The organism is Neobacillus sp. 114 (assembly GCF_030127045.1).
Taxonomy (GTDB): domain Bacteria; phylum Bacillota; class Bacilli; order Bacillales; family Cytobacillaceae; genus Neobacillus; species Neobacillus rhizophilus.
The window spans coordinates 2,298,468-2,316,468 of record NZ_CP126144.1; the positions used below are offsets into that span (position 1 = coordinate 2,298,468).

Below are 18,001 nucleotides of genomic sequence, written 5' to 3' on the forward strand. Positions count from 1 at the left end.
ATATAAAAAAATAATTAGGGAGTGTAAGAGTATGAAGAAATTAATATGGTTAATTGCGTTACTATTAACAATTAGTTTTGCTGCAAAATTAGAAAACGCCTTTGCTGCAGTCAAGGATGGGCAGCCAAAAGAACAAAAACAAATTTCAGAAAAAGAGGCTGGAGAAATTGCCCTACAGAAAGTAAAAGGCAAGATTTTAAGCGTGAAATTGGAAGAAGATGATGGCAGGAATGTCTATGAGGTAATGGTGAAAACAAACGAAGCCATTTACGAAGTTGAGATTGATGCTGCAACTGGCAAGGTTTTGGAAATTGAAAAAGAAGGCCGGCATGACAATGGCCGTGAGGATGAGGATGGTCATGACGATGATGATGGCCATGACGATGATGATGGCCATGGAGACGATTAAATCCACACTCATGAAGGTATTGAAATAATTCTTCAAGCTGCATATCAATTTAGATGTGCAGTTTTACATTTTTAAGTCATTTATTTTTAAGGAGAAAAGAAATGATAATAAAATATGTAAGCATCGTCGTTTTGTTTCTAAGCTATTCGCTCATGCCCTTCCAAGCCTCTGCCAAAATGGAGTCCTTTAATAAAGAAAAAACTGTCGAAGATACTGGTTCAAATAAGGAAAGTTTAAAGAAAGAAAAGAGTCCAGTCAATAAACAACCGAAAGAAGATACGGATGATCCAGAAAATGAAAATGAAATGGATAACGACTTAGACTGCACAAAGGATATTCGATTTACGGAAGCCCAAAAAAAACGTCTTGATCAAATTTACCATCAGATTTATATGGATTATATTTCTTTGATTGAAACCTATGCTTGGGCGGGAGCGTTAACTCAAGATCAAAAAACCATTCGATACAACATGTTAAAAAACTATATTCTTACTTTTCAAAAAAGAAATTATAAATGGTGTAGTGAATACGAAGAAGACGAATGGGAGGAAGAATGGTATAACAGCGATAATGATTAAAGTTCGTTTTGATAATAGTCCAAGTTAGCATTTTATTTCATAGCATTGAATATATTGGGAATAAAAAAGAAGTGATGGAAATGGTCTATCTGGCTGTTGGATGCGGAGGAGTAATCGGTGCGGTATTTCGGTTTTTATTAGATGGTTTGATTTCCCGTACCGCACTCCCTCTTTCCTCGGGTATATTATTTGTGAACATGATCGGCTGTTTTATCATTGGATTCACTTTATCATTAAATCCAAACCGTTTCTCTTCGTTGTTTAAACTTGGATTTGTAACTGGATTCCTAGGCTCATTTACAACTTTCTCCTCTTTCAGTGTGAAAACAATTGAACTTTTTCTGAAATGGGGTATTCAACCAAGCATTGTTTACTTGGCACTAACAATAATTGCAGGTTATGGATCTGTAAAAATTGGACGTGTTATCGCATTGAAAATAGAGAAAGGGTAATTTTGGCTATGATAATAACACTGTTGGTTATTGGTGCAGGAGGATTTCTTGGTGCTATTTCTCGTTATCTACTTAGTACCTTTTTCTTTAAATGGAATATTAATAAAATCCCACTGGGCACTCTCATCATAAATGTCTCAGGTTCGTTTGCAGCAGGAGTTCTTTTTGCAAAGGACAACATATCAGAAACACAAATAAATTTCCTGATGATTGGCTTTCTTGGGTCCTTTACTACTTTTTCAACCTTTAATTATGAATTGCTGCAGCTTGGGGAAAGTAACGGAAAGGTTCATTTTTTGATTTATGGAGCTGCCATGTACGCAGCCAATATTTTGGCGGCTTATCTTGGATATTCATGGTCAAATAACTAGAGTGATAAATAAATAGAAAAGATGGACTTCCTCTTTCGAAGCGTACGCTGTCTAGTAAACACCTAAATTTTGATTAAAAAAAGCCAGCAGTTATGCTGGCTTTACCGTACCCCTATGGAGTGTTTTTAATGAATTTGTCTATATACCCCAATTACCTTCCCCAAAATGGTAACGTTGTTTAAAATGATTGGATCCATAGAAGAGTTTTCCGGCTGCAGGCGGATGTAGTCTTTCTCCTTGAAGAATCTCTTACAGGTAGCCTCGTCTTCTTCGGTCATCGCAACAACGATATCCCCGTTGTTCGCAGACGGCTGCTGTTTTACAATAACGTAATCTCCGTCAAGAATCCCTGCTTCAATCATACTTTCTCCCATGATTTCAAGCATGAAGACATTCTCGCTAGAAGGAGCTAGTCTTTCGGGAAGAGGAAAATATTCCTCAACATTTTCAATGGCCGTAATCGGCAGTCCGGCAGTAACTTTACCGACAACTGGGACATTTACAACATGGTTTCGAGGGATATGAGCAGCTTCATCCGCTTCCAGGATTTCGATAGCCCTTGGTTTTGTTGGATCCCGTCTAATTAAACCCTTGCTTTCTAATCTGGCTAAATGCCCATGTACAGTAGAACTCGATGCTAGTCCGACTGCTTCGCCAATTTCCCGAACAGATGGCGGATATCCCTTTGTTTTCACTTCTCCTTTTATGAAATCAAGGATATCCTGCTGCCGCTTTGATACTTTTACCATGATAAATTACACCTCGCCTGGTTAATGTTGTCTTTATTATAACATGTTCGCATAATTTATACAAACATAAGTTCGAATAATGCTTGACAACAAACAAACGTTCGGATTATAATCAAATCAAATAAAACGAACATACATTCTAATCAGGGGTGTTTTATAATGAAAAAAATATGGAACCAATACTCATACGCTATTATTCTTCTATTATTAAGCTGCTCATTAGCATTTGTATTAGCATTTCAGCAAAGTCCGAAAAATCAGGATAAATATTTGAAAGTGACTGTAGCAGACGGAGACACACTATGGGAAATTTCCCAAAAGTATGCTGGCGAGCATTCATTATCAAACAAGGAATTCGTCAACTGGGTGAAAAAACATAATCGGGATGTTGGGGATGAAATTTTTCCAGGTGAAGAAATTTTAATTCCGGTTAGTAATGAAGCACCCGCAGAAAGGGAATTAGCAAGTGCATTAGAGAAATAGGAAGGACCTAAAAAATGAACGCAATCATCTACTGCCGAGTAAGTACGAATAAGGAAACACAGGAAACATCATTGAGACGCCAGGAAGACGAGCTAGTCCAGCTCGCCAACCGATATCAATTCCATATCGATTCAATCATTAAAGAGCAGGCGAGCGGCTATGATTTAGAAAGAGATGGTATCCTGCAACTTTTGGAGCGCATTAAAGATAAACAAGTCCAGGCTGTACTAATCCAGGATGAAACAAGGCTCGGCCGAGGGAATGCCAAGATTGCCATCCTGCATTGCATTTTAAAAGAAGGAATTAAACTATACAGCATTTCGCATAATGGTGAATTGCAGCTTTCCGAATCGGATTCAATGGTCTTAAAAATCGTCAGCATGGTGGAAGAGTACCAGCGCAAGCTTCATAATGTAAAAATAAAACGTGGCATGAAGCGGGCAGTTGAAAAAGGCTATAGGCCGGAAAAAAATTTAAAAAATCTAGGCGAACATTCGGGACGGGATAAAATTGAAGTACCTGTCCAAGAAATTGTCAGGTTGAGAAAAAATGGCCTGACCTTTTCGGAAATTGCCGCAACATTAAGAGGCTTTGGCTATAACATTTCGAAAGCCACTGTACATAGAAGATACCAGGAATTCATAGAAGAGCAGGCGGAATAAACCTTCATCCTTGCCAGGTGGATTCTTTTCTAGTACAATCTTGTCTTAATGTTAGCAGTTTTTTGGAAAGGAATGTACTTGAATGCTATCCAAGGAAAAAATGGCCAGAATCAATGAATTGGCAAGGAAAAAGAAAGCGACAGGTTTAACAGAAATCGAAGCAAAAGAGCAGTCATCACTTAGAAGTGAATATTTAGCTGCTTTTCGATCGCAAATGCTGGATACCCTGACAAATACAAAAATAATTGATCCACTTGGTAATGACGTTACACCTGAAAAAATAAAAACCAGGAAAAAAAATAATCTTCATTAAAGCATCTGGGAATACAAGTTATTTGTATTCCTTTTTACATATATAGCGCTTTCATGTGTCAAAATATATAATAAAGTGAATTTTGCTACAAAATACGTAGTAATTTGTTGAATAAAAATCCACAGCACTATAATATTAAAGTTGTTTGTATTTTCCGAAGAAGGAAGGTTGTAAAAAGATGTTTAACACAATTGATGATTTATCTGTCACCACGATTCGTACGCTTTCAATTGATGCTATCGAGAAAGCAAACTCTGGACACCCTGGAATGCCGATGGGTGCTGCTCCAATGACCTATACATTATGGACAAGATTTATGAACCACAACCCTAAAAATCCACATTGGTTCAACCGTGACCGCTTCGTATTATCTGCAGGTCATGGATCTGCATTGCTTTACAGCATGCTTCATCTATCCGGCTATAATTTATCCATGGATGATTTAAAGCAATTCCGCCAATGGGGAAGCAAAACTCCAGGACATCCTGAATATGGCCATACTGAAGGAGTAGAAGCAACGACTGGGCCGCTTGGTCAAGGGATTGCTATGGCAGTGGGAATGGCTATGGCAGAACGCCATGTTGCTAGCGTTTATAACAAAGACAAATATGAACTTGTGAATCATTTTACATACAGCGTTTGTGGAGACGGCGACTTAATGGAAGGCGTATCTGCTGAGGCTGCATCACTTGCCGGTCACCTAAAGTTAGGCCGTTTAGTCGTATTATATGATTCAAATGATATTTCCTTAGACGGAGATTTGAATAAATCTTTCTCTGAAAGTGTGAAGGAGCGCTTCCAATCTTACGGATGGCAGTATCTTCGTGTCGAAGACGGTAACAACTACGAAGAAATTGCTAAAGCACTTGAAGAAGCAAGAAATGATTTAGACAGACCAACCATGATTGAAGTAAGAACAGTGATTGGTTACGGTTCACCTAACCGTGCCGGCACATCAGGTGTTCATGGGTCACCACTTGGTGCAAATGAGCTAAAGCTTACCAAAGAAGCTTATAAGTGGACTTTCGAGGAAGATTTCCATGTTCCACAAGAAGTTTACGATAACTTCCAAAAGCTTATCGTTGAAAATGGTGAGAAAAAAGAAAAAGAGTGGAACGACATGTTCGCTCAGTATAAAAACGAATATCCAGAGTTGGCTCGCCAGCTTGAACAAGCACTAAATCATGAACTTCCTGAAGGATGGGATAAGGATGTTCCGGTTTACACTGAAGGCAAGGGGCTTGCAACTCGTGCTTCTTCAGGTGAAGCGCTAAATGGCATTGCCAAGAACCTGCCGATTTTAATTGGTGGTTCTGCTGACCTTGCCGGTTCTAACAAAACAATGCTTAAAGGGACAACAGACTTCATGCCAGGCGCATATGAAGGCCGCAACATCTGGTTCGGCGTTCGTGAATTTGCAATGGGTGCTGCAATGAATGGTATTGCTCTGCATGGCGGGGTTAAAGTTTTTGGAGGAACATTCTTTGTATTCTCTGATTATCTTCGTCCGGCAATTCGCCTTGCAGCAATAATGGGTCTACCAGTTACTTATGTATTTACACATGACAGTATCGCAGTTGGGGAAGATGGACCAACTCACGAGCCAATTGAGCAACTTGCGGCATTACGCGCAATGCCAGGACTATCACTAATCCGTCCTGCTGATGCCAATGAAACAGCAGCAGCATGGAAGCTTGCAGTAGAATCAACAAACAAGCCGACAGCTTTAGTATTAACTCGTCAGGACTTACCAACATTAAAAGATACAGATAAAAATGCATATGTTGGAGTTTCTAAAGGAGCATATGTGGTTTCCGCAGCAGGAAAAGATACTCCAGATGCCCTATTACTAGCAGCTGGATCCGAAGTAAGTCTTGCAGTGGAAGCACAGAAAGCACTTGCTGGTGAAGGAATCCAGGTTTCTGTAGTCAGTATGCCATCATGGGATCGCTTTGAACAGCAATCACAAGAATACAAAGACTCTGTCCTTCCAAAGAGCGTGAAGAAGCGTCTTGCTCTGGAAGTCGGAGCATCCTTCGGCTGGCACAAATATGCTGGTGATGAAGGTGACGTATTAGCTATCGATCATTTTGGAGCATCTGCACCAGGTGAAAAAATCATGGAAGAGTTCGGATTTAGTGTGCCAAACGTCGTTGCTCGTGTGAAAGCACTTGTACAAAAATAATCAAATGACGAGGGAGAGGGGAAATTCCGCTCTCTCTTTTTTATGGAGGAAATCCGTCAGCTTCTATCGAAATAAATTACTGATATAGCACTCTAATTGCAAATCGACAAAATAAGTGAAAGTTTTTGCCGCGATAAGACAAATGTTTCTTTGCCGATTCTTTATAATAGATAAAAGGATTGTCAGCGGAGGAGAGGTTGGAATGAGGAAATATCAGCTTTATTTAATAGAAGATGAATTTGCCACCCATTACTTCGGACGAGAGCGGTTGTTTTTTCAACTATTCCAGGAACATCAGCAAGCACGGGGCGAGCTTCAATTTATAACAAAAAAACAAATTGTCTATATAACAAAGAAAATAGAAGTATTAAAAATCCACCAGCTGATTCAAAGACAGCTTGGAAAAATAAAGGGCTTTAAAGCAGACCATGGTGCATATACGATTGATCTTAGTGGAAAAATAAGTAGGGCAAAATTGGAAGTCTACCAGGATTTAATCTCGCTGGAGGCACATGGAAGCTATGAAGCGGAGACAGCGTTTTTTGAAGTGCTGAGAAAGTGTGAATCCTCCTTTTTGGCGATTGACCTAGAACATGAGCGGTTTGGCTGGTTAAAGCCGATTAAAGAAAGAAAATATGTCTAATTAAAATCGAATATTGTCTAATTTCGTTTTATTTAGTACACTGTTGTATGGTAGACAACATGAAGGAGGAAATTATAATATGATGTACGTTCTAGTTGGTATACTGGCACTTGTAGCTGGTGTAGCACTAGGATTTTTCATTGCTCGCCGTTATATGATGAGCTATTTAAAGAAAAATCCGCCAATCAATGAGCAAATGCTTAAAACCATGATGATGCAAATGGGTATGAAGCCTTCACAGAAGAAGATCAACCAAATGATGCAAGCCATGAATAAGCAAACTGGGAAGTAAAACGTTGTTATATCAAGGTTTTTCAGATGGTTGAGAGTGATTTTTAAGAATAGGATAAGTTAAAGACTTAATCCTTCATCATAAATTCTTATAAAATTGCTTAATCCTTCAATATTTCAACACAAAACCACTTTTTCGGATGAATGATTAACCGAAGGGTGGTTTTTTTGTGCTATTAGAAGATGTAATTGAAGAATATTTGTACCATTGTTTAGTAAAAGGTTTCACCGATAAAACCATGAAAAATAAACGTCAGGATTATAAACAATTACTTCAATTTCTTAAAGAAAAAAGGGCAGTAACAGAACTTGAAAGTATAACCGTGTACGATTTAAAGGATAGATTGCTTTTCCGAGTTTTGATGCAAATGGGTATGAAGCCTTCACAAAAGAAGATCAACCAAATGATGCAAGCCATGAAAAGCAAATGAAATAAGAATCCTTAATTCAAAGCCACTTTTACCGGTTGAAAAAATTAGCCGGAAGGGTGGCTTTTTATTTTATTTTTTAGATGCTTGCTTTTGTTATAGAAGCGTGTTATACTAGTAAAGAATTATTTTTGTTCGGTGTAAAGGATAGTATAAGGAAAACTTTTCGTCTTGATGATCACTGAGAGCAAGGATAGTATTAACATTGTGTGTGTACACACACCAGGAGGCAACAAAAATGGAAAACGGTAAAGTAAAATGGTTTAACAGCGAAAAAGGTTTCGGATTCATCGAGCGCGAAGGTGGAGACGATGTATTCGTTCATTTCTCAGCTATCCAAGGCGAAGGTTTCAAAACTTTAGAAGAAGGTCAAGCAGTGACTTTCGATGTTGAGCAAGGACAACGCGGACCTCAAGCAGCTAACGTTCGTAAAGCTTAATTAAACCAAAAACAAACAGGCTCTGTAAAGGGTCTGTTTTTTTATACATAAAAAAACCCCTATTCACGAATGAATAGGGCCATGAAAACAGTAAATCAAATGGTAAACCAAGTGTATCATATAATCTTGAAATTACCTAGTTTTTTCGAAAATTTGTTACTAAGTACACTCATAATAGCGTTGAGTGTCTTTTTTATTGCGTTAAAGCGTTAATTTCTTAATCTTCCTTATTTTAGAAAAATTTGATAAAATAAATCTTCGTCAGGCTAAATATTTTTTACCAGTAATGAACGGTACATGAATTTGATCCGTTTTGGGGGAGGTTATATGAAGGTTTTTTTGGAGCTAGGCTGGTTTTTTAAACAAGAGAAAAAAGCATACATATCAGGGGTATTCTTTTTACTAGTAGTGGCTTTTTTACAGCTTGTGCCGCCAAAGGTCATCGGAATTGTGGCGGACCATATAAATGACGGAACCGTGACAAAAGGACTACTTGCAGAATGGGTCGTTGTTCTGGTTGCTGTCGGACTTGCTACCTACATCCTAAGATACTATTGGCGGATCATGATTTTCGGATCCTCAGTAAAGCTAAGCAAAATTTTAAGAAATCGTTTATATCATCATTTTACAAAAATGTCCCCTGCCTTTTATCAAAAAAGCAGGATTGGGGATTTAATGGCACATGCTACCAATGACCTTCAAGCCATCCAGCAGACAGCAGGGGCGGGGGTTTTGACTTTAGTAGACTCATTGTCAACCGGTGGTTTTGTTATTCTGACCATGGCTTTTACAATCAGCTGGAAATTAACGCTTATTTGTTTAATCCCGCTGCCATTTATGGCGATGCTGACAAGCTGGTTTGGTACCATGCTGCACAGAAGCTTTCATAAAGCCCAGGAAGCTTTTTCATCCTTAAATGATAAAACCCAGGAAAGCATTACAGGAATAAAGGTCATCAAGACATTTGGCCAGGAACAAGAGGATATTGAAGACTTCAGAAAACAATCAGATGATGTCGTTCAGAAAAATATCGTCGTCGCCAAAATCGATTCCCTCTACGATCCGACTATTTCCATCATCGTCGGAATTTCCTTTTTCCTATCCATTGTATTCGGTGCAAAGTATGTGCTGAATGGTGAGTTGACGATTGGTCAATTAATATCTTTTACTACTTATTTAGGTTTATTAATCTGGCCGATGCTGGCATTCGGATGGTTATTTAACATTGTGGAGCGCGGCCGGGCTTCCTATGACCGTGTTGCAAAGCTCCTTGGCGAAAAGGTCGAAATAACGGACCAAAAACAAGCGACGGAAATGGTACCATGTGGTGATGTAGAGTATCGAATCCATGAATTTGCGTATCCGGGCGAATTGCAGCCAATACTTAAAAATATTCAGTTTAGATTAAACAAAGGGGAAACTCTGGGGATCGTTGGAAAAACAGGCGCCGGAAAAACGACACTATTAAAACTCCTGATTCGCGAGTTTGAAGGGTACAATGGGGAAATCCTGTTTGGCGGCGCGGCTCTACAGGATTATAAACTGGAAAAATTAAGAGAAGCCATTGGTTATGTACCGCAGGATCATTTCTTATTCTCTGCTACAGTTGCGGAGAACATTGCCTTTACGAATCCATCAGCGGACTGTGTAGAAATTGAATTGGCAGCGAAATTAGCTAATATTCATGAAGATATTCTCCAGTTTACGGATGGGTATAAGACAATCGTCGGTGAGCGGGGAGTGTCGTTATCAGGTGGGCAAAAACAGCGAATTTCGATAGCAAGGGCACTTCTGATGAATCCGGAACTGCTGGTGCTTGATGATTCCTTATCGGCCGTTGATGCGAAAACGGAGGAAGCGATCCTTTCGGCGCTTAAGGAAAATCGTGAAGGGAAGACAACCATCATTACGTCCCACCGATTAAGCGCCATTGCGCATGCCAACCTCATCCTGGTTTTAGAAGACGGAAAAATCATCGAACGAGGAACACATGAGGAATTGATGGAGCAGAACGGCTGGTATAGGGAAATGTATTTACACCAGCAGCTAGAAGAGCTGGTCGAGCATGGGGGACATTAATATGGAAGAAAAAGTTCAATTATCGGAACGTGAACAAAGAAAAGTCTTATACCGTCTCCTTTCCTATACAAAACCGCATAAAAGAACGATTACGCTTGCCTTCGTCCTGCTGCTGTTAACAACAGTGGGGGATATTGTCCTGCCGATTCTCGTCAAAATCTTCCTAGACGATTATTTAACACCGGGGAATCTGGAGTTTAAGCCATTGTTGCTGCTTGGCTCTTTGTATATGGGAATCCAGATCGTGAAAGCGATTCTCTTGTTCTTTCAATTGGTGAAATTTCAGGAGATTGCCCTGTATATCATCCAGCAGCTTCGAATCGATGTTTTTTCAAAAGTGCAAGCATTGGGATTGAAGTATTTTGATAAAACACCGGCGGGGAGTATTGTCTCACGGGTTACCAATGATACGGAAGCAATTAAAGACATGTTTGTCACGGTGCTGGCAACCTTTATTCAGAGCGGTTTTTTGCTGTTTGGTATTTTCATAGCCATGTTTATCTTAAACGTGAAGCTAGCCTTGCTATGTGTCATCATCATTCCGATTCTTATTTTTGTTATGGTCTTATATCGAAAGATGAGTTCGCGCTTTTATTTGGAAATGCGGGAGCGGTTAAGTCAGTTGAATGCCAAATTAAACGAATCGCTGCAGGGGATGGCGATTATTCAGGTGTTTCGTCAGGAAAAGCGCCTTCGCAGTGAATTTGGTGATATCAATGAGCAGCACTATAAGGCGGGGATGAAGAATATTAAAATAGACGGTCTATTGTTAAGGCCTGCTATTGATTTAATTTATATTTTTGCCTTAATCATCGTGCTTAGTTACTTTGGGATTACTTCCTTTAATACTAGTGTGAAAATTGGTGTCATATACGCATTTATCAATTATCTGGATCGTTTCTTTGAACCGGTAAATCAGATGATGATGCGCCTGTCTCTATACCAGCAGGCGATTGTGGCCGGCTCACGGGTATTTAAATTGCTCGATGAAGACACCTTGGCACCTGCCCAGAAGGAGGAAGGTGCAAGCCAGATTGAAAAAGGGAAAGTAGAATTTATGAATGTGAGTTTTTCCTATGACGGAAAACGCGATGTCTTAAAAAATATTTCCTTTGCCGCTAATCCAGGTGAAACGGTTGCGTTAGTCGGACATACGGGAAGCGGGAAAAGCTCTATCATCAATCTGATGATGCGGTTTTATGAATTTGAACGCGGTGAAATTTTGATTGACGGGGAATCCATCCGCCACTATTCAAAGGTTGAGATACGCAAGAAGCTTGGTCTAGTCCTTCAGGATCCGTTTTTGTTTTACGGGACCGTAAAGGATAATATTCGTCTTCATAATACCGACTTGACTGACGAGCAAATTGAAGAGGCTGCCCAGTTTGTTCAGGCCAATACGTTTATTGAGAAGCTTGAGGATGGCTATCGGCATAAGGTAGTCGAGCGAGGCGCCACTTTCTCAAGTGGACAGCGACAGTTAATTGCATTTGCAAGGACGATTGCGGCGAATCCAAAAGTTTTAGTTCTTGACGAAGCGACTGCCAATATTGATACAGAGACGGAGGAAGCAATCCAGACGGCCCTGGCAAAAATGCGTAAAGGCCGGACTACCATCGCGATTGCCCACCGTCTATCCACCATTCAGGATGCCGATTTAATCTTAGTCTTGCATCAAGGCGAAATTGTAGAGCGTGGGAACCATCAGGAGCTTCTGGCGCAAAAGGGACTCTATCATAAAATGTTTCTGCTGCAAAACGGGATGGTAGAAAAGATGGAGGATGTCATCAACTAGAAGAGAAAACAAATAAAAGAAGCCTGGGTTGCCAGGCTTCTTTTATTTGTAGGTTATTGAGCAACAAATGATGATGGGACTTTTTCTATATATGCTCGATTATATTCATTTATTAAGTGGTCAAGCTCCTGACTGTAGCGAATGGCAATAGAGGAGGTTAAACCGTTTTTGGTCGCAACTTTATAAAGTTCAGCACGCTTTTTTTCAATTAAAGTAACTATATCTTGTTTAACCACGGCTGATATCCTTTCTGGAAAAGTCCCGAAATTTTACTTAAAGGTCTGACTTCTAAACTATTAAATGGAAACTGTTTTACTAGTATAACCTAAGTTGTAAATTATTTCAAAGATAATTTGTAAATAAATATCCATCTAAAATGGCGATATTTGCTAATATCAATGATAGACACAAAATATTCATGATAATCATTATCTTTTAGCCTTTAGTTTTGTTAGAATGAAAGGGTATCGACTATAGTGGGAGTGTTAATATGGCAGATGTGAATTTATTTTTAGCGCTGGGGGCAGGGTTTTTAAGCTTCATTTCTCCATGCTGCTTACCGCTTTATCCTGCGTTCTTGTCGTATATTACGGGGATGTCAGTGGGTGAATTAAAAAGCGAAAATGCGATGCTGACGAAACGGAGCCTTTTACATACATTATTTTTCCTGATTGGTTTTTCCGTTATTTTTATTGCGATTGGTTTTGGTACATCATTCGTTGGCAGCTTCTTTCAGGAATACAAGGATTTAATCCGGCAGCTAGGCGCCATATTTATCGTTTTCTTCGGATTAGTGATTGTCGGCATTTTAAATCCAGAATTTTTGATGAGGGATCGACGTTTTGAATTTAAAAACCGTCCATCCGGTTATATTGGCTCGATTTTAATTGGGATGGCGTTCGCAGCAGGATGGACTCCTTGTACTGGTCCGATTCTTTCATCGGTTATTCTGCTTGCCGCGTCCAATCCAGGTTCTGGCGTTTTATACATGACTGCCTATTCGCTTGGCTTTGCGATTCCGTTCTTCATTTTATCATTCTTTGTCGGCCGGATGAGTTGGATCAAGAAACACAGCGTTAAAATTATGAAAATAGGCGGCACCTTAATGATTATCATGGGGGTTATGCTTTTCTTTGATTGGATGACAAAAATTATTCAAATCGTATCGCCACTTTTCGGCGGCTTTACAGGATTCTAAAGACTTCATGAAACCATTTTTGATTTTGTTAAAAATGGTTTCCTTTTTTTGGACTAGTTTCCTTGTGCATTCAATTTTTCCACGAGGATAACAGTAAAAATCTTTATCCCATTTTCATAATTATGAAGTATAATGGGAAAGTAAATTAAAGGGTAAGGAATGAATCCAATGAATTACGTTCTTCTTTCAACGATTGGTGCCGTTTTTATGGGCACTTTAGCATTTTTTGTACGAATGAAAGCTGCCGCAAAGCCCACCAGTGTAAAAAAGATTATCTTACCGCCAGTATTTATGTCGAGTGGGGCATTAATGTATGTAGTTCCGCAATTCAGATTAACGCCAATGGAAATACTCGAGGCTGTGGTGGTGGGGATGTTTTTCTCCATTTTCCTGATTAAAACATCGAAGTTCGAGATTCGTGACAATGATATTTATTTAAAGAGGTCAAAAGCGTTTGTCTTTATCTTAGTCGGCCTGTTACTTATTCGAATCGTTTTGAAATCCATTCTAAGCAGCACGATTGACGTCGGCCAATTAAGCGGCATGTTCTTCCTGCTGGCATTTAGCATGATTGTGCCTTGGCGTGTTGCGATGTATCGGTCTTATAAGAAGCTTTATAAAGAGCTTCATGGAATAAAATTGTTGTAGTTTATGGAACACTGGCTTTTAAGGGCCAGTGTTTTTCTAATTTAATAGAGGTCTACGTGCCTGAAAAGGATGAAAGTGCTAAAGAAAGGTCACGTAGGAAAGGTCTACGTACCCGAAAAGGGTGATTAGGCTAAGTAATGGTCACGTAGGAAGGTTCTACGTGACCGAATAAGGTGAAGGTGAGAAGGAAAGGTCACGTAGAAGGGTTCTACGTGACCGAAAAGGGTGAAGGTGAGAAGGAAAGGTCACGTAGAAGAATTCTACGTGACCGAAAAGGGTGAAGATGCGAAGGAAAGGTCACGTAGAAGAGATCTATGTGCCCGAAAAGGGTGAAGGTGAGAAGGAAAGGTCACGTAGAAGGGTTCTTCGTGTTTGAAAGATAAATGTGATCAGGAAATGGTTATGTATAAAAACAAAAAAACCGTTCCTAAGAACGGCCTAAAATAAATGCTCATACGGAGCAACATCAATTTTATTCTCAAATAGCTTTTTTCGTAAAAACTTATGATCCCTTTTAGGAGTAGCTTGGATATAGCCGCGAATGACCAATTCTTCTGTAATTTTTGAAGCTTTTTCATTTAGGGCAAGCTCGCCAATCTTTCCGGCGATTTTGTGCCGCGCGACATCACGGAATAATTCTGGAACAGGGCTGACTAAATCCTCAAGCAACGCTTTTTCCTCAGGCCCCCATAAATGGCGGGATTCATTAACGTAATGCTCCTCCCAATCCATATCAGACTTGCCATCTTCTTTCGGAAGCTTTTTTAAAAATTTACGGAACATAAAAAATCCGCCAATGCCAAATGCTCCTATTAAAAAGAATGTCCAAAAAAGGATAAACCACAAAAACCAACCTTGAAGTTGAAACATGTTATTTCACCTACATAAACGTTATATTCATCCTTCATTATAGTCGGTTTTTAAGGGAATTGACAAGTTATCATAAAACGCCGATAATGGAAAAGTCTATTTGATAAGGCAATTATTAAAGTTTGCTTCTATTAAGAAAGTTGTCGAAAAAATGACAATACAAGCCAATCTGTTGATTAATACTATATTCCAAGGTAATATAATATTACGAAATACGTGTTGTTAATAACTTTATTTTTATTACGGGGCTGGATGGGGTACTGGTGTCCTCCACAGTCTTCAAAACTGCTTGAGACCTGCGTGCCAGGTCTGGTGGGTTCGATTCCCACGCAGTCCCGCCATACAATAATTCATTATTAAAGCAATAATTAGAAGTCGCTCTTGTTTTTTAAACCGTAATTAAAATTAATTATATCTGTTCGCTAGAGCTCGCTTAATTCATTACTTTACTGAGTCTGTCTACATAAAAAGGGGTACCCAAGTGAATTTTTTTCATTGGGTACCCCTTAATCTTTATTTAAAACACTTTCGTAGTCCAATCCTCACAATTCCAAATATCGGTCGCAATTTCACGATAGAAATCTGGTTCATGGGATACCATCAAGATGCTTCCGCGATATGCCTTTAAAGCACGCTTCAATTCTTCTTTTGCGTCAACATCCAAGTGATTTGTAGGTTCGTCTAGAATTAATAAATTCGTTTCTGTATTAATAATTTTACACAAGCGAACTTTGGCTTTTTCGCCACCAGAAAGGACTTCGATTTTACTTTCAATATGTTTCGTCGTTAATCCACATTTTGCAAGAGCAGCTCGGACTTCAGCCTGATTCATACTTGGGAACTCGCTCCAAATCTCTTCAATACAAGTGTTGTAGTTAGACTGTTTAACTTCCTGCTCGAAGTAACCAATATGTTGATATTCACCACGTTCCACTTTACCTGAAATTGGATCAATCAATCCAAGAATACTTTTTAAAAGAGTAGACTTACCAATACCGTTTGCACCCACGAATGCAATTTTTTGTCCGCGTTCCATTTTCAAATTCAGAGGGCGAGAAAGTGGTTCATTGTAACCAATAACAAGATCTTCAGCCGTGAAAATATAACGACTAGCTGCACGAGCTTCTTTGAAGTTAAACTCTGGTTTCGGCTTCTCTCTCCCCAATTCGATAACTTCCATTTTGTCGAGCTTCTTCTGACGAGACATCGCCATATTACGAGTTGCAACACTTGCCTTGTTACGAGCAACAAAATCCTTCAAATCAGCAATTTCTTGTTGTTGACGCTTGTAAGCGGACTCTAGCTGTTGCTTCTTCATTTCATGAATTTTTAAGAAGTTATCATAGTCACCAACATAGCGATTTAACTCTTGGTTTTCCATATGATAGATTAAGTTTACAACATTGTTCAAGAATGGAATATCATGTGAAATCAAGATAAATGCATTCTCATATTCCTGTAAATAGCGCTTCAACCATTCGATATGCTGTTCATCCAAATAGTTCGTAGGCTCGTCTAGTAATAGGATTTCAGGTTTTTCTAGCAAAAGCTTAGCTAGCAAAACTTTCGTACGTTGCCCACCGCTAAGATCATCTACATCTCGATCGAGTCCAACATCGTCTAATCCTAGACCACGAGCAACTTCCTCAACTTTTGAATTAATTTGATAGAAATCATTACTATCTAGAGTTTCTTGTAGCTCTCCAACTTCTGCAAGCAGTGCATCGATATCAGCACCTTCATCACCCATTTTTGCATAAAGTTCATTGATCTCTGCTTCAGCGTCAAATAGATATTGAAAAGCAGTACTCAGAGCGTCACGCATCGTAGTACCTTTTTGAAGTACAGCATGCTGATCTAAATAACCTACACGAACTTTTCGTGACCACTCAACTTTCCCCTCGTCGGGTTGCAACTTCCCAGTAACAATATTCATGAAAGTAGACTTACCCTCACCATTTGCCCCAACTAGTCCAACATGCTCTCCTTTTAAAAGTCGAAAAGACACATCATTAAAAATCGCACGATCACCGAAACCGTGACTTAAATTTTTTACGTTTAATACACTCATTTTTTTAACCCCTTATCTAATATCACATGTGGATATCTTACTAGATTTTAGCTGCTTTTTCTATCTTAAAGTTATTTTTGTGAAAAATGTAAATTCGATTTTGGGGCTAAATTGAAGTCTGCCCCCTTCTTATTTAAATTAGATTATTGAATTATACTAACTTGGGCGTATAACAATTGGGTAAGTCTATTATACAACCGAACCTGGAGGCAAGATATGAGTTATTCTCATTTGGGAATAACTTTATAAAAAACGAAAGAATTGGTTGAGTTCTTAATTAAAATCTTTTTAAAACAAGTGTAAACTCATTAACACCCCATGTGTTGCCACATACACTCTGCACATGTGGAATGTGGAAATTTCTAGTGTTTGATGGTGTCATATTTGGAAATATGAAACCAATTGGTAAATTCCTTTAAATTAAGTTATCAAAAAATACCTAGAAGAAATAAAACCTATCCTCTAACTTCATAACTGCTTGAGGCATACGTGCCAGGTCTGGTGGGTTCGATTCCCACGCATTCCCGCCATTAAGTCAATTGTATTGAGTGTTTAGCAGCTTTCCTTTGATTAAAGTTTTTACATATTCCTTCACAGTTTCAAACTTATCTACTGTAAGACTGTAAAGAACTTTTCCTTAAAGCTCCGAATAATTTTTTATCGGAGGTTATTTTTATGGAAACGAATGGGTTACTTCAACAACAAGGTGGTTCTAGAACCTATATGTACTTTTCAAAATTAATTGAGTTCGAATCTGAATTTCCAATTATTGAAGAACAGCAAAGGATTGCTGAATTTATAAAAATACTTGATAAAAAAATACAAAAAGAAATTTTAAAACATCAATTAGTTAATCAAAAACAAGCCTTCATGCAACAAATGTTTATCTAATGTAAACAGCACCTTCCAAACTAAATGGAATGGTGCTTTTCCTGTTTCAAAATAAAGCTCCTTGATGAAGCAGTTCACCTCACATGGTTAAGCGGCAGCTTTTTTTAAGGCAAAAATGATTTATAATCAATGGATTAATTGTTAGATATCCCCTCATATTAAGATAAATTTCCGTCCAATCTAATACCGAGACAACGAAGAAACCAATTCCAAATACTGTTTAACTCCTCATGCACACCATGTACTTATGATTCCCACACTTGAAATAGGAGGTTTGATTAGTTCTAATATTATATTTCTAAATCATGTTTTACCATAAAATTCATAAATGTATGATCACACATTGTTTATCAAATTTGATTCCTAGTACAAATAAACGTAGGTTTATATAAGCTATAGAAAATCTTAATAATGATAATAGAAATTATATCTTAGACTTATATTTT

General features: G+C 38.6%; 20 protein-coding genes, 1 tRNA gene and 1 pseudogene. 18 read left to right on the plus strand and 4 right to left on the minus strand.

From position 1 onward, the window contains the following. The first annotated feature begins 31 nt into the window (after positions 1–31). The 4 genes from QNN06_RS11480 to QNN06_RS11495 all read left to right on the plus strand — a co-directional run bounded on the left by QNN06_RS11480 (position 32) and on the right by QNN06_RS11495 (position 1,810). On the plus strand, positions 32–409 hold the full coding sequence (locus QNN06_RS11480) for a PepSY domain-containing protein (protein ID WP_213116227.1): 378 nt from the start codon (positions 32–34) through the stop codon (positions 407–409). A gap of 101 nt (positions 410–510) precedes the next feature. Continuing rightward, the gene (locus tag QNN06_RS11485; RefSeq protein WP_213116226.1) at positions 511–987 is read left to right on the plus strand and encodes a DUF2680 domain-containing protein; all 477 of its coding nucleotides are present in this window, start codon (positions 511–513) and stop codon (positions 985–987) included. 74 nt (positions 988–1,061) lie between these two features. Beyond that, positions 1,062–1,439, plus strand: a complete 378-nt coding sequence (gene crcB / locus QNN06_RS11490; protein ID WP_249366527.1) for a fluoride efflux transporter CrcB — start codon at positions 1,062–1,064, stop codon at positions 1,437–1,439. An 8-nt stretch (positions 1,440–1,447) separates the two neighbouring features. After that, on the plus strand, positions 1,448–1,810 hold the full coding sequence (locus QNN06_RS11495) for a fluoride efflux transporter FluC (protein WP_217037221.1): 363 nt from the start codon (positions 1,448–1,450) through the stop codon (positions 1,808–1,810). A 125-nt stretch (positions 1,811–1,935) separates the two neighbouring features. On the opposite strand, the gene lexA is transcribed toward QNN06_RS11495, so the two are convergent. Next, on the minus strand, positions 1,936–2,559 hold the full coding sequence (lexA, locus tag QNN06_RS11500) for a transcriptional repressor LexA (RefSeq protein WP_213116223.1): 624 nt from the start codon (positions 2,557–2,559) through the stop codon (positions 1,936–1,938). 159 nt (positions 2,560–2,718) lie between these two features. Between lexA and yneA the strand changes: the two genes are divergently transcribed. From yneA to QNN06_RS11550, 10 genes are all read left to right on the plus strand, one after another. Then, the gene (yneA, locus tag QNN06_RS11505; RefSeq protein ID WP_213116222.1) at positions 2,719–3,042 is read left to right on the plus strand and encodes a cell division suppressor protein YneA; all 324 of its coding nucleotides are present in this window, start codon (positions 2,719–2,721) and stop codon (positions 3,040–3,042) included. A gap of 14 nt (positions 3,043–3,056) precedes the next feature. After that, positions 3,057–3,704: a YneB family resolvase-like protein gene (locus QNN06_RS11510; RefSeq protein WP_213116221.1), complete on the plus strand. Its 648-nt coding sequence runs from the start codon at positions 3,057–3,059 to the stop codon at positions 3,702–3,704. Positions 3,705–3,786: 82 nt separating this feature from the next. Further along, on the plus strand, positions 3,787–4,017 hold the full coding sequence (locus QNN06_RS11515) for a DUF896 domain-containing protein (protein WP_213116220.1): 231 nt from the start codon (positions 3,787–3,789) through the stop codon (positions 4,015–4,017). A gap of 178 nt (positions 4,018–4,195) precedes the next feature. After that, entirely contained in the window at positions 4,196–6,202 is a 2,007-nt protein-coding gene (gene tkt, locus QNN06_RS11520; protein WP_213116219.1) for a transketolase, read from the plus strand. Between the two features lie 202 nt (positions 6,203–6,404). Then, positions 6,405–6,845 carry a sporulation inhibitor of replication protein SirA gene (gene sirA / locus QNN06_RS11525; RefSeq protein ID WP_284037582.1) on the plus strand — a complete coding sequence of 147 codons (441 nt, stop codon included), beginning with the start codon at positions 6,405–6,407 and terminating at the stop codon, positions 6,843–6,845. 79 nt (positions 6,846–6,924) lie between these two features. After that, positions 6,925–7,137, plus strand: coding sequence for a YneF family protein (locus QNN06_RS11530; RefSeq protein ID WP_213116217.1), 213 nt, complete (start codon positions 6,925–6,927; stop codon positions 7,135–7,137). A gap of 169 nt (positions 7,138–7,306) precedes the next feature. Beyond that, entirely contained in the window at positions 7,307–7,567 is a 261-nt protein-coding gene (locus QNN06_RS11535) for a YneF family protein (RefSeq protein ID WP_284037583.1), read from the plus strand. Between the two features lie 235 nt (positions 7,568–7,802). Continuing rightward, positions 7,803–8,003, plus strand: coding sequence for a cold-shock protein (locus QNN06_RS11540; RefSeq protein ID WP_213116216.1), 201 nt, complete (start codon positions 7,803–7,805; stop codon positions 8,001–8,003). Positions 8,004–8,330: 327 nt separating this feature from the next. Then, positions 8,331–10,082, plus strand: a complete 1,752-nt coding sequence (locus tag QNN06_RS11545) for an ABC transporter transmembrane domain-containing protein (RefSeq protein WP_284037584.1) — start codon at positions 8,331–8,333, stop codon at positions 10,080–10,082. Between the two features lies 1 nt (position 10,083). Next, positions 10,084–11,877, plus strand: a complete 1,794-nt coding sequence (locus QNN06_RS11550; RefSeq protein WP_213116214.1) for an ABC transporter ATP-binding protein — start codon at positions 10,084–10,086, stop codon at positions 11,875–11,877. 53 nt (positions 11,878–11,930) lie between these two features. Here QNN06_RS11550 and QNN06_RS11555 read toward each other — a convergent pair whose 3' ends face one another. Further along, positions 11,931–12,113, minus strand: coding sequence for an aspartyl-phosphate phosphatase Spo0E family protein (locus QNN06_RS11555; protein ID WP_213116213.1), 183 nt, complete (start codon positions 12,111–12,113; stop codon positions 11,931–11,933). A 254-nt stretch (positions 12,114–12,367) separates the two neighbouring features. Here QNN06_RS11555 and QNN06_RS11560 point away from each other — a divergent pair, with 254 nt between their 5' ends. Both QNN06_RS11560 and QNN06_RS11565 read left to right on the plus strand, forming a co-directional pair. Beyond that, positions 12,368–13,075, plus strand: a complete 708-nt coding sequence (locus QNN06_RS11560) for a cytochrome c biogenesis CcdA family protein (RefSeq protein WP_213116212.1) — start codon at positions 12,368–12,370, stop codon at positions 13,073–13,075. A 168-nt stretch (positions 13,076–13,243) separates the two neighbouring features. Continuing rightward, the gene (locus QNN06_RS11565) at positions 13,244–13,723 is read left to right on the plus strand and encodes a CcdC family protein (RefSeq protein ID WP_213116211.1); all 480 of its coding nucleotides are present in this window, start codon (positions 13,244–13,246) and stop codon (positions 13,721–13,723) included. A 438-nt stretch (positions 13,724–14,161) separates the two neighbouring features. On the opposite strand, the gene QNN06_RS11570 is transcribed toward QNN06_RS11565, so the two are convergent. Next, positions 14,162–14,593, minus strand: coding sequence for a DUF2621 domain-containing protein (locus QNN06_RS11570; protein ID WP_217037217.1), 432 nt, complete (start codon positions 14,591–14,593; stop codon positions 14,162–14,164). A gap of 244 nt (positions 14,594–14,837) precedes the next feature. On the opposite strand from QNN06_RS11570, the gene QNN06_RS11575 reads away from it, so the two are divergent. Then, positions 14,838–14,934, plus strand: a tRNA-Sec gene (locus tag QNN06_RS11575). A gap of 176 nt (positions 14,935–15,110) precedes the next feature. On the opposite strand, the gene QNN06_RS11580 is transcribed toward QNN06_RS11575, so the two are convergent. After that, positions 15,111–16,664: an ABC-F family ATP-binding cassette domain-containing protein gene (locus QNN06_RS11580; protein WP_284037585.1), complete on the minus strand. Its 1,554-nt coding sequence runs from the start codon at positions 16,662–16,664 to the stop codon at positions 15,111–15,113. 660 nt (positions 16,665–17,324) lie between these two features. Here QNN06_RS11580 and QNN06_RS11585 point away from each other — a divergent pair. Then, a pseudogene (locus QNN06_RS11585) lies at positions 17,325–17,555 on the plus strand (restriction endonuclease subunit S); the annotation flags it as partial. Positions 17,556–18,001 lie beyond the last annotated feature (446 nt).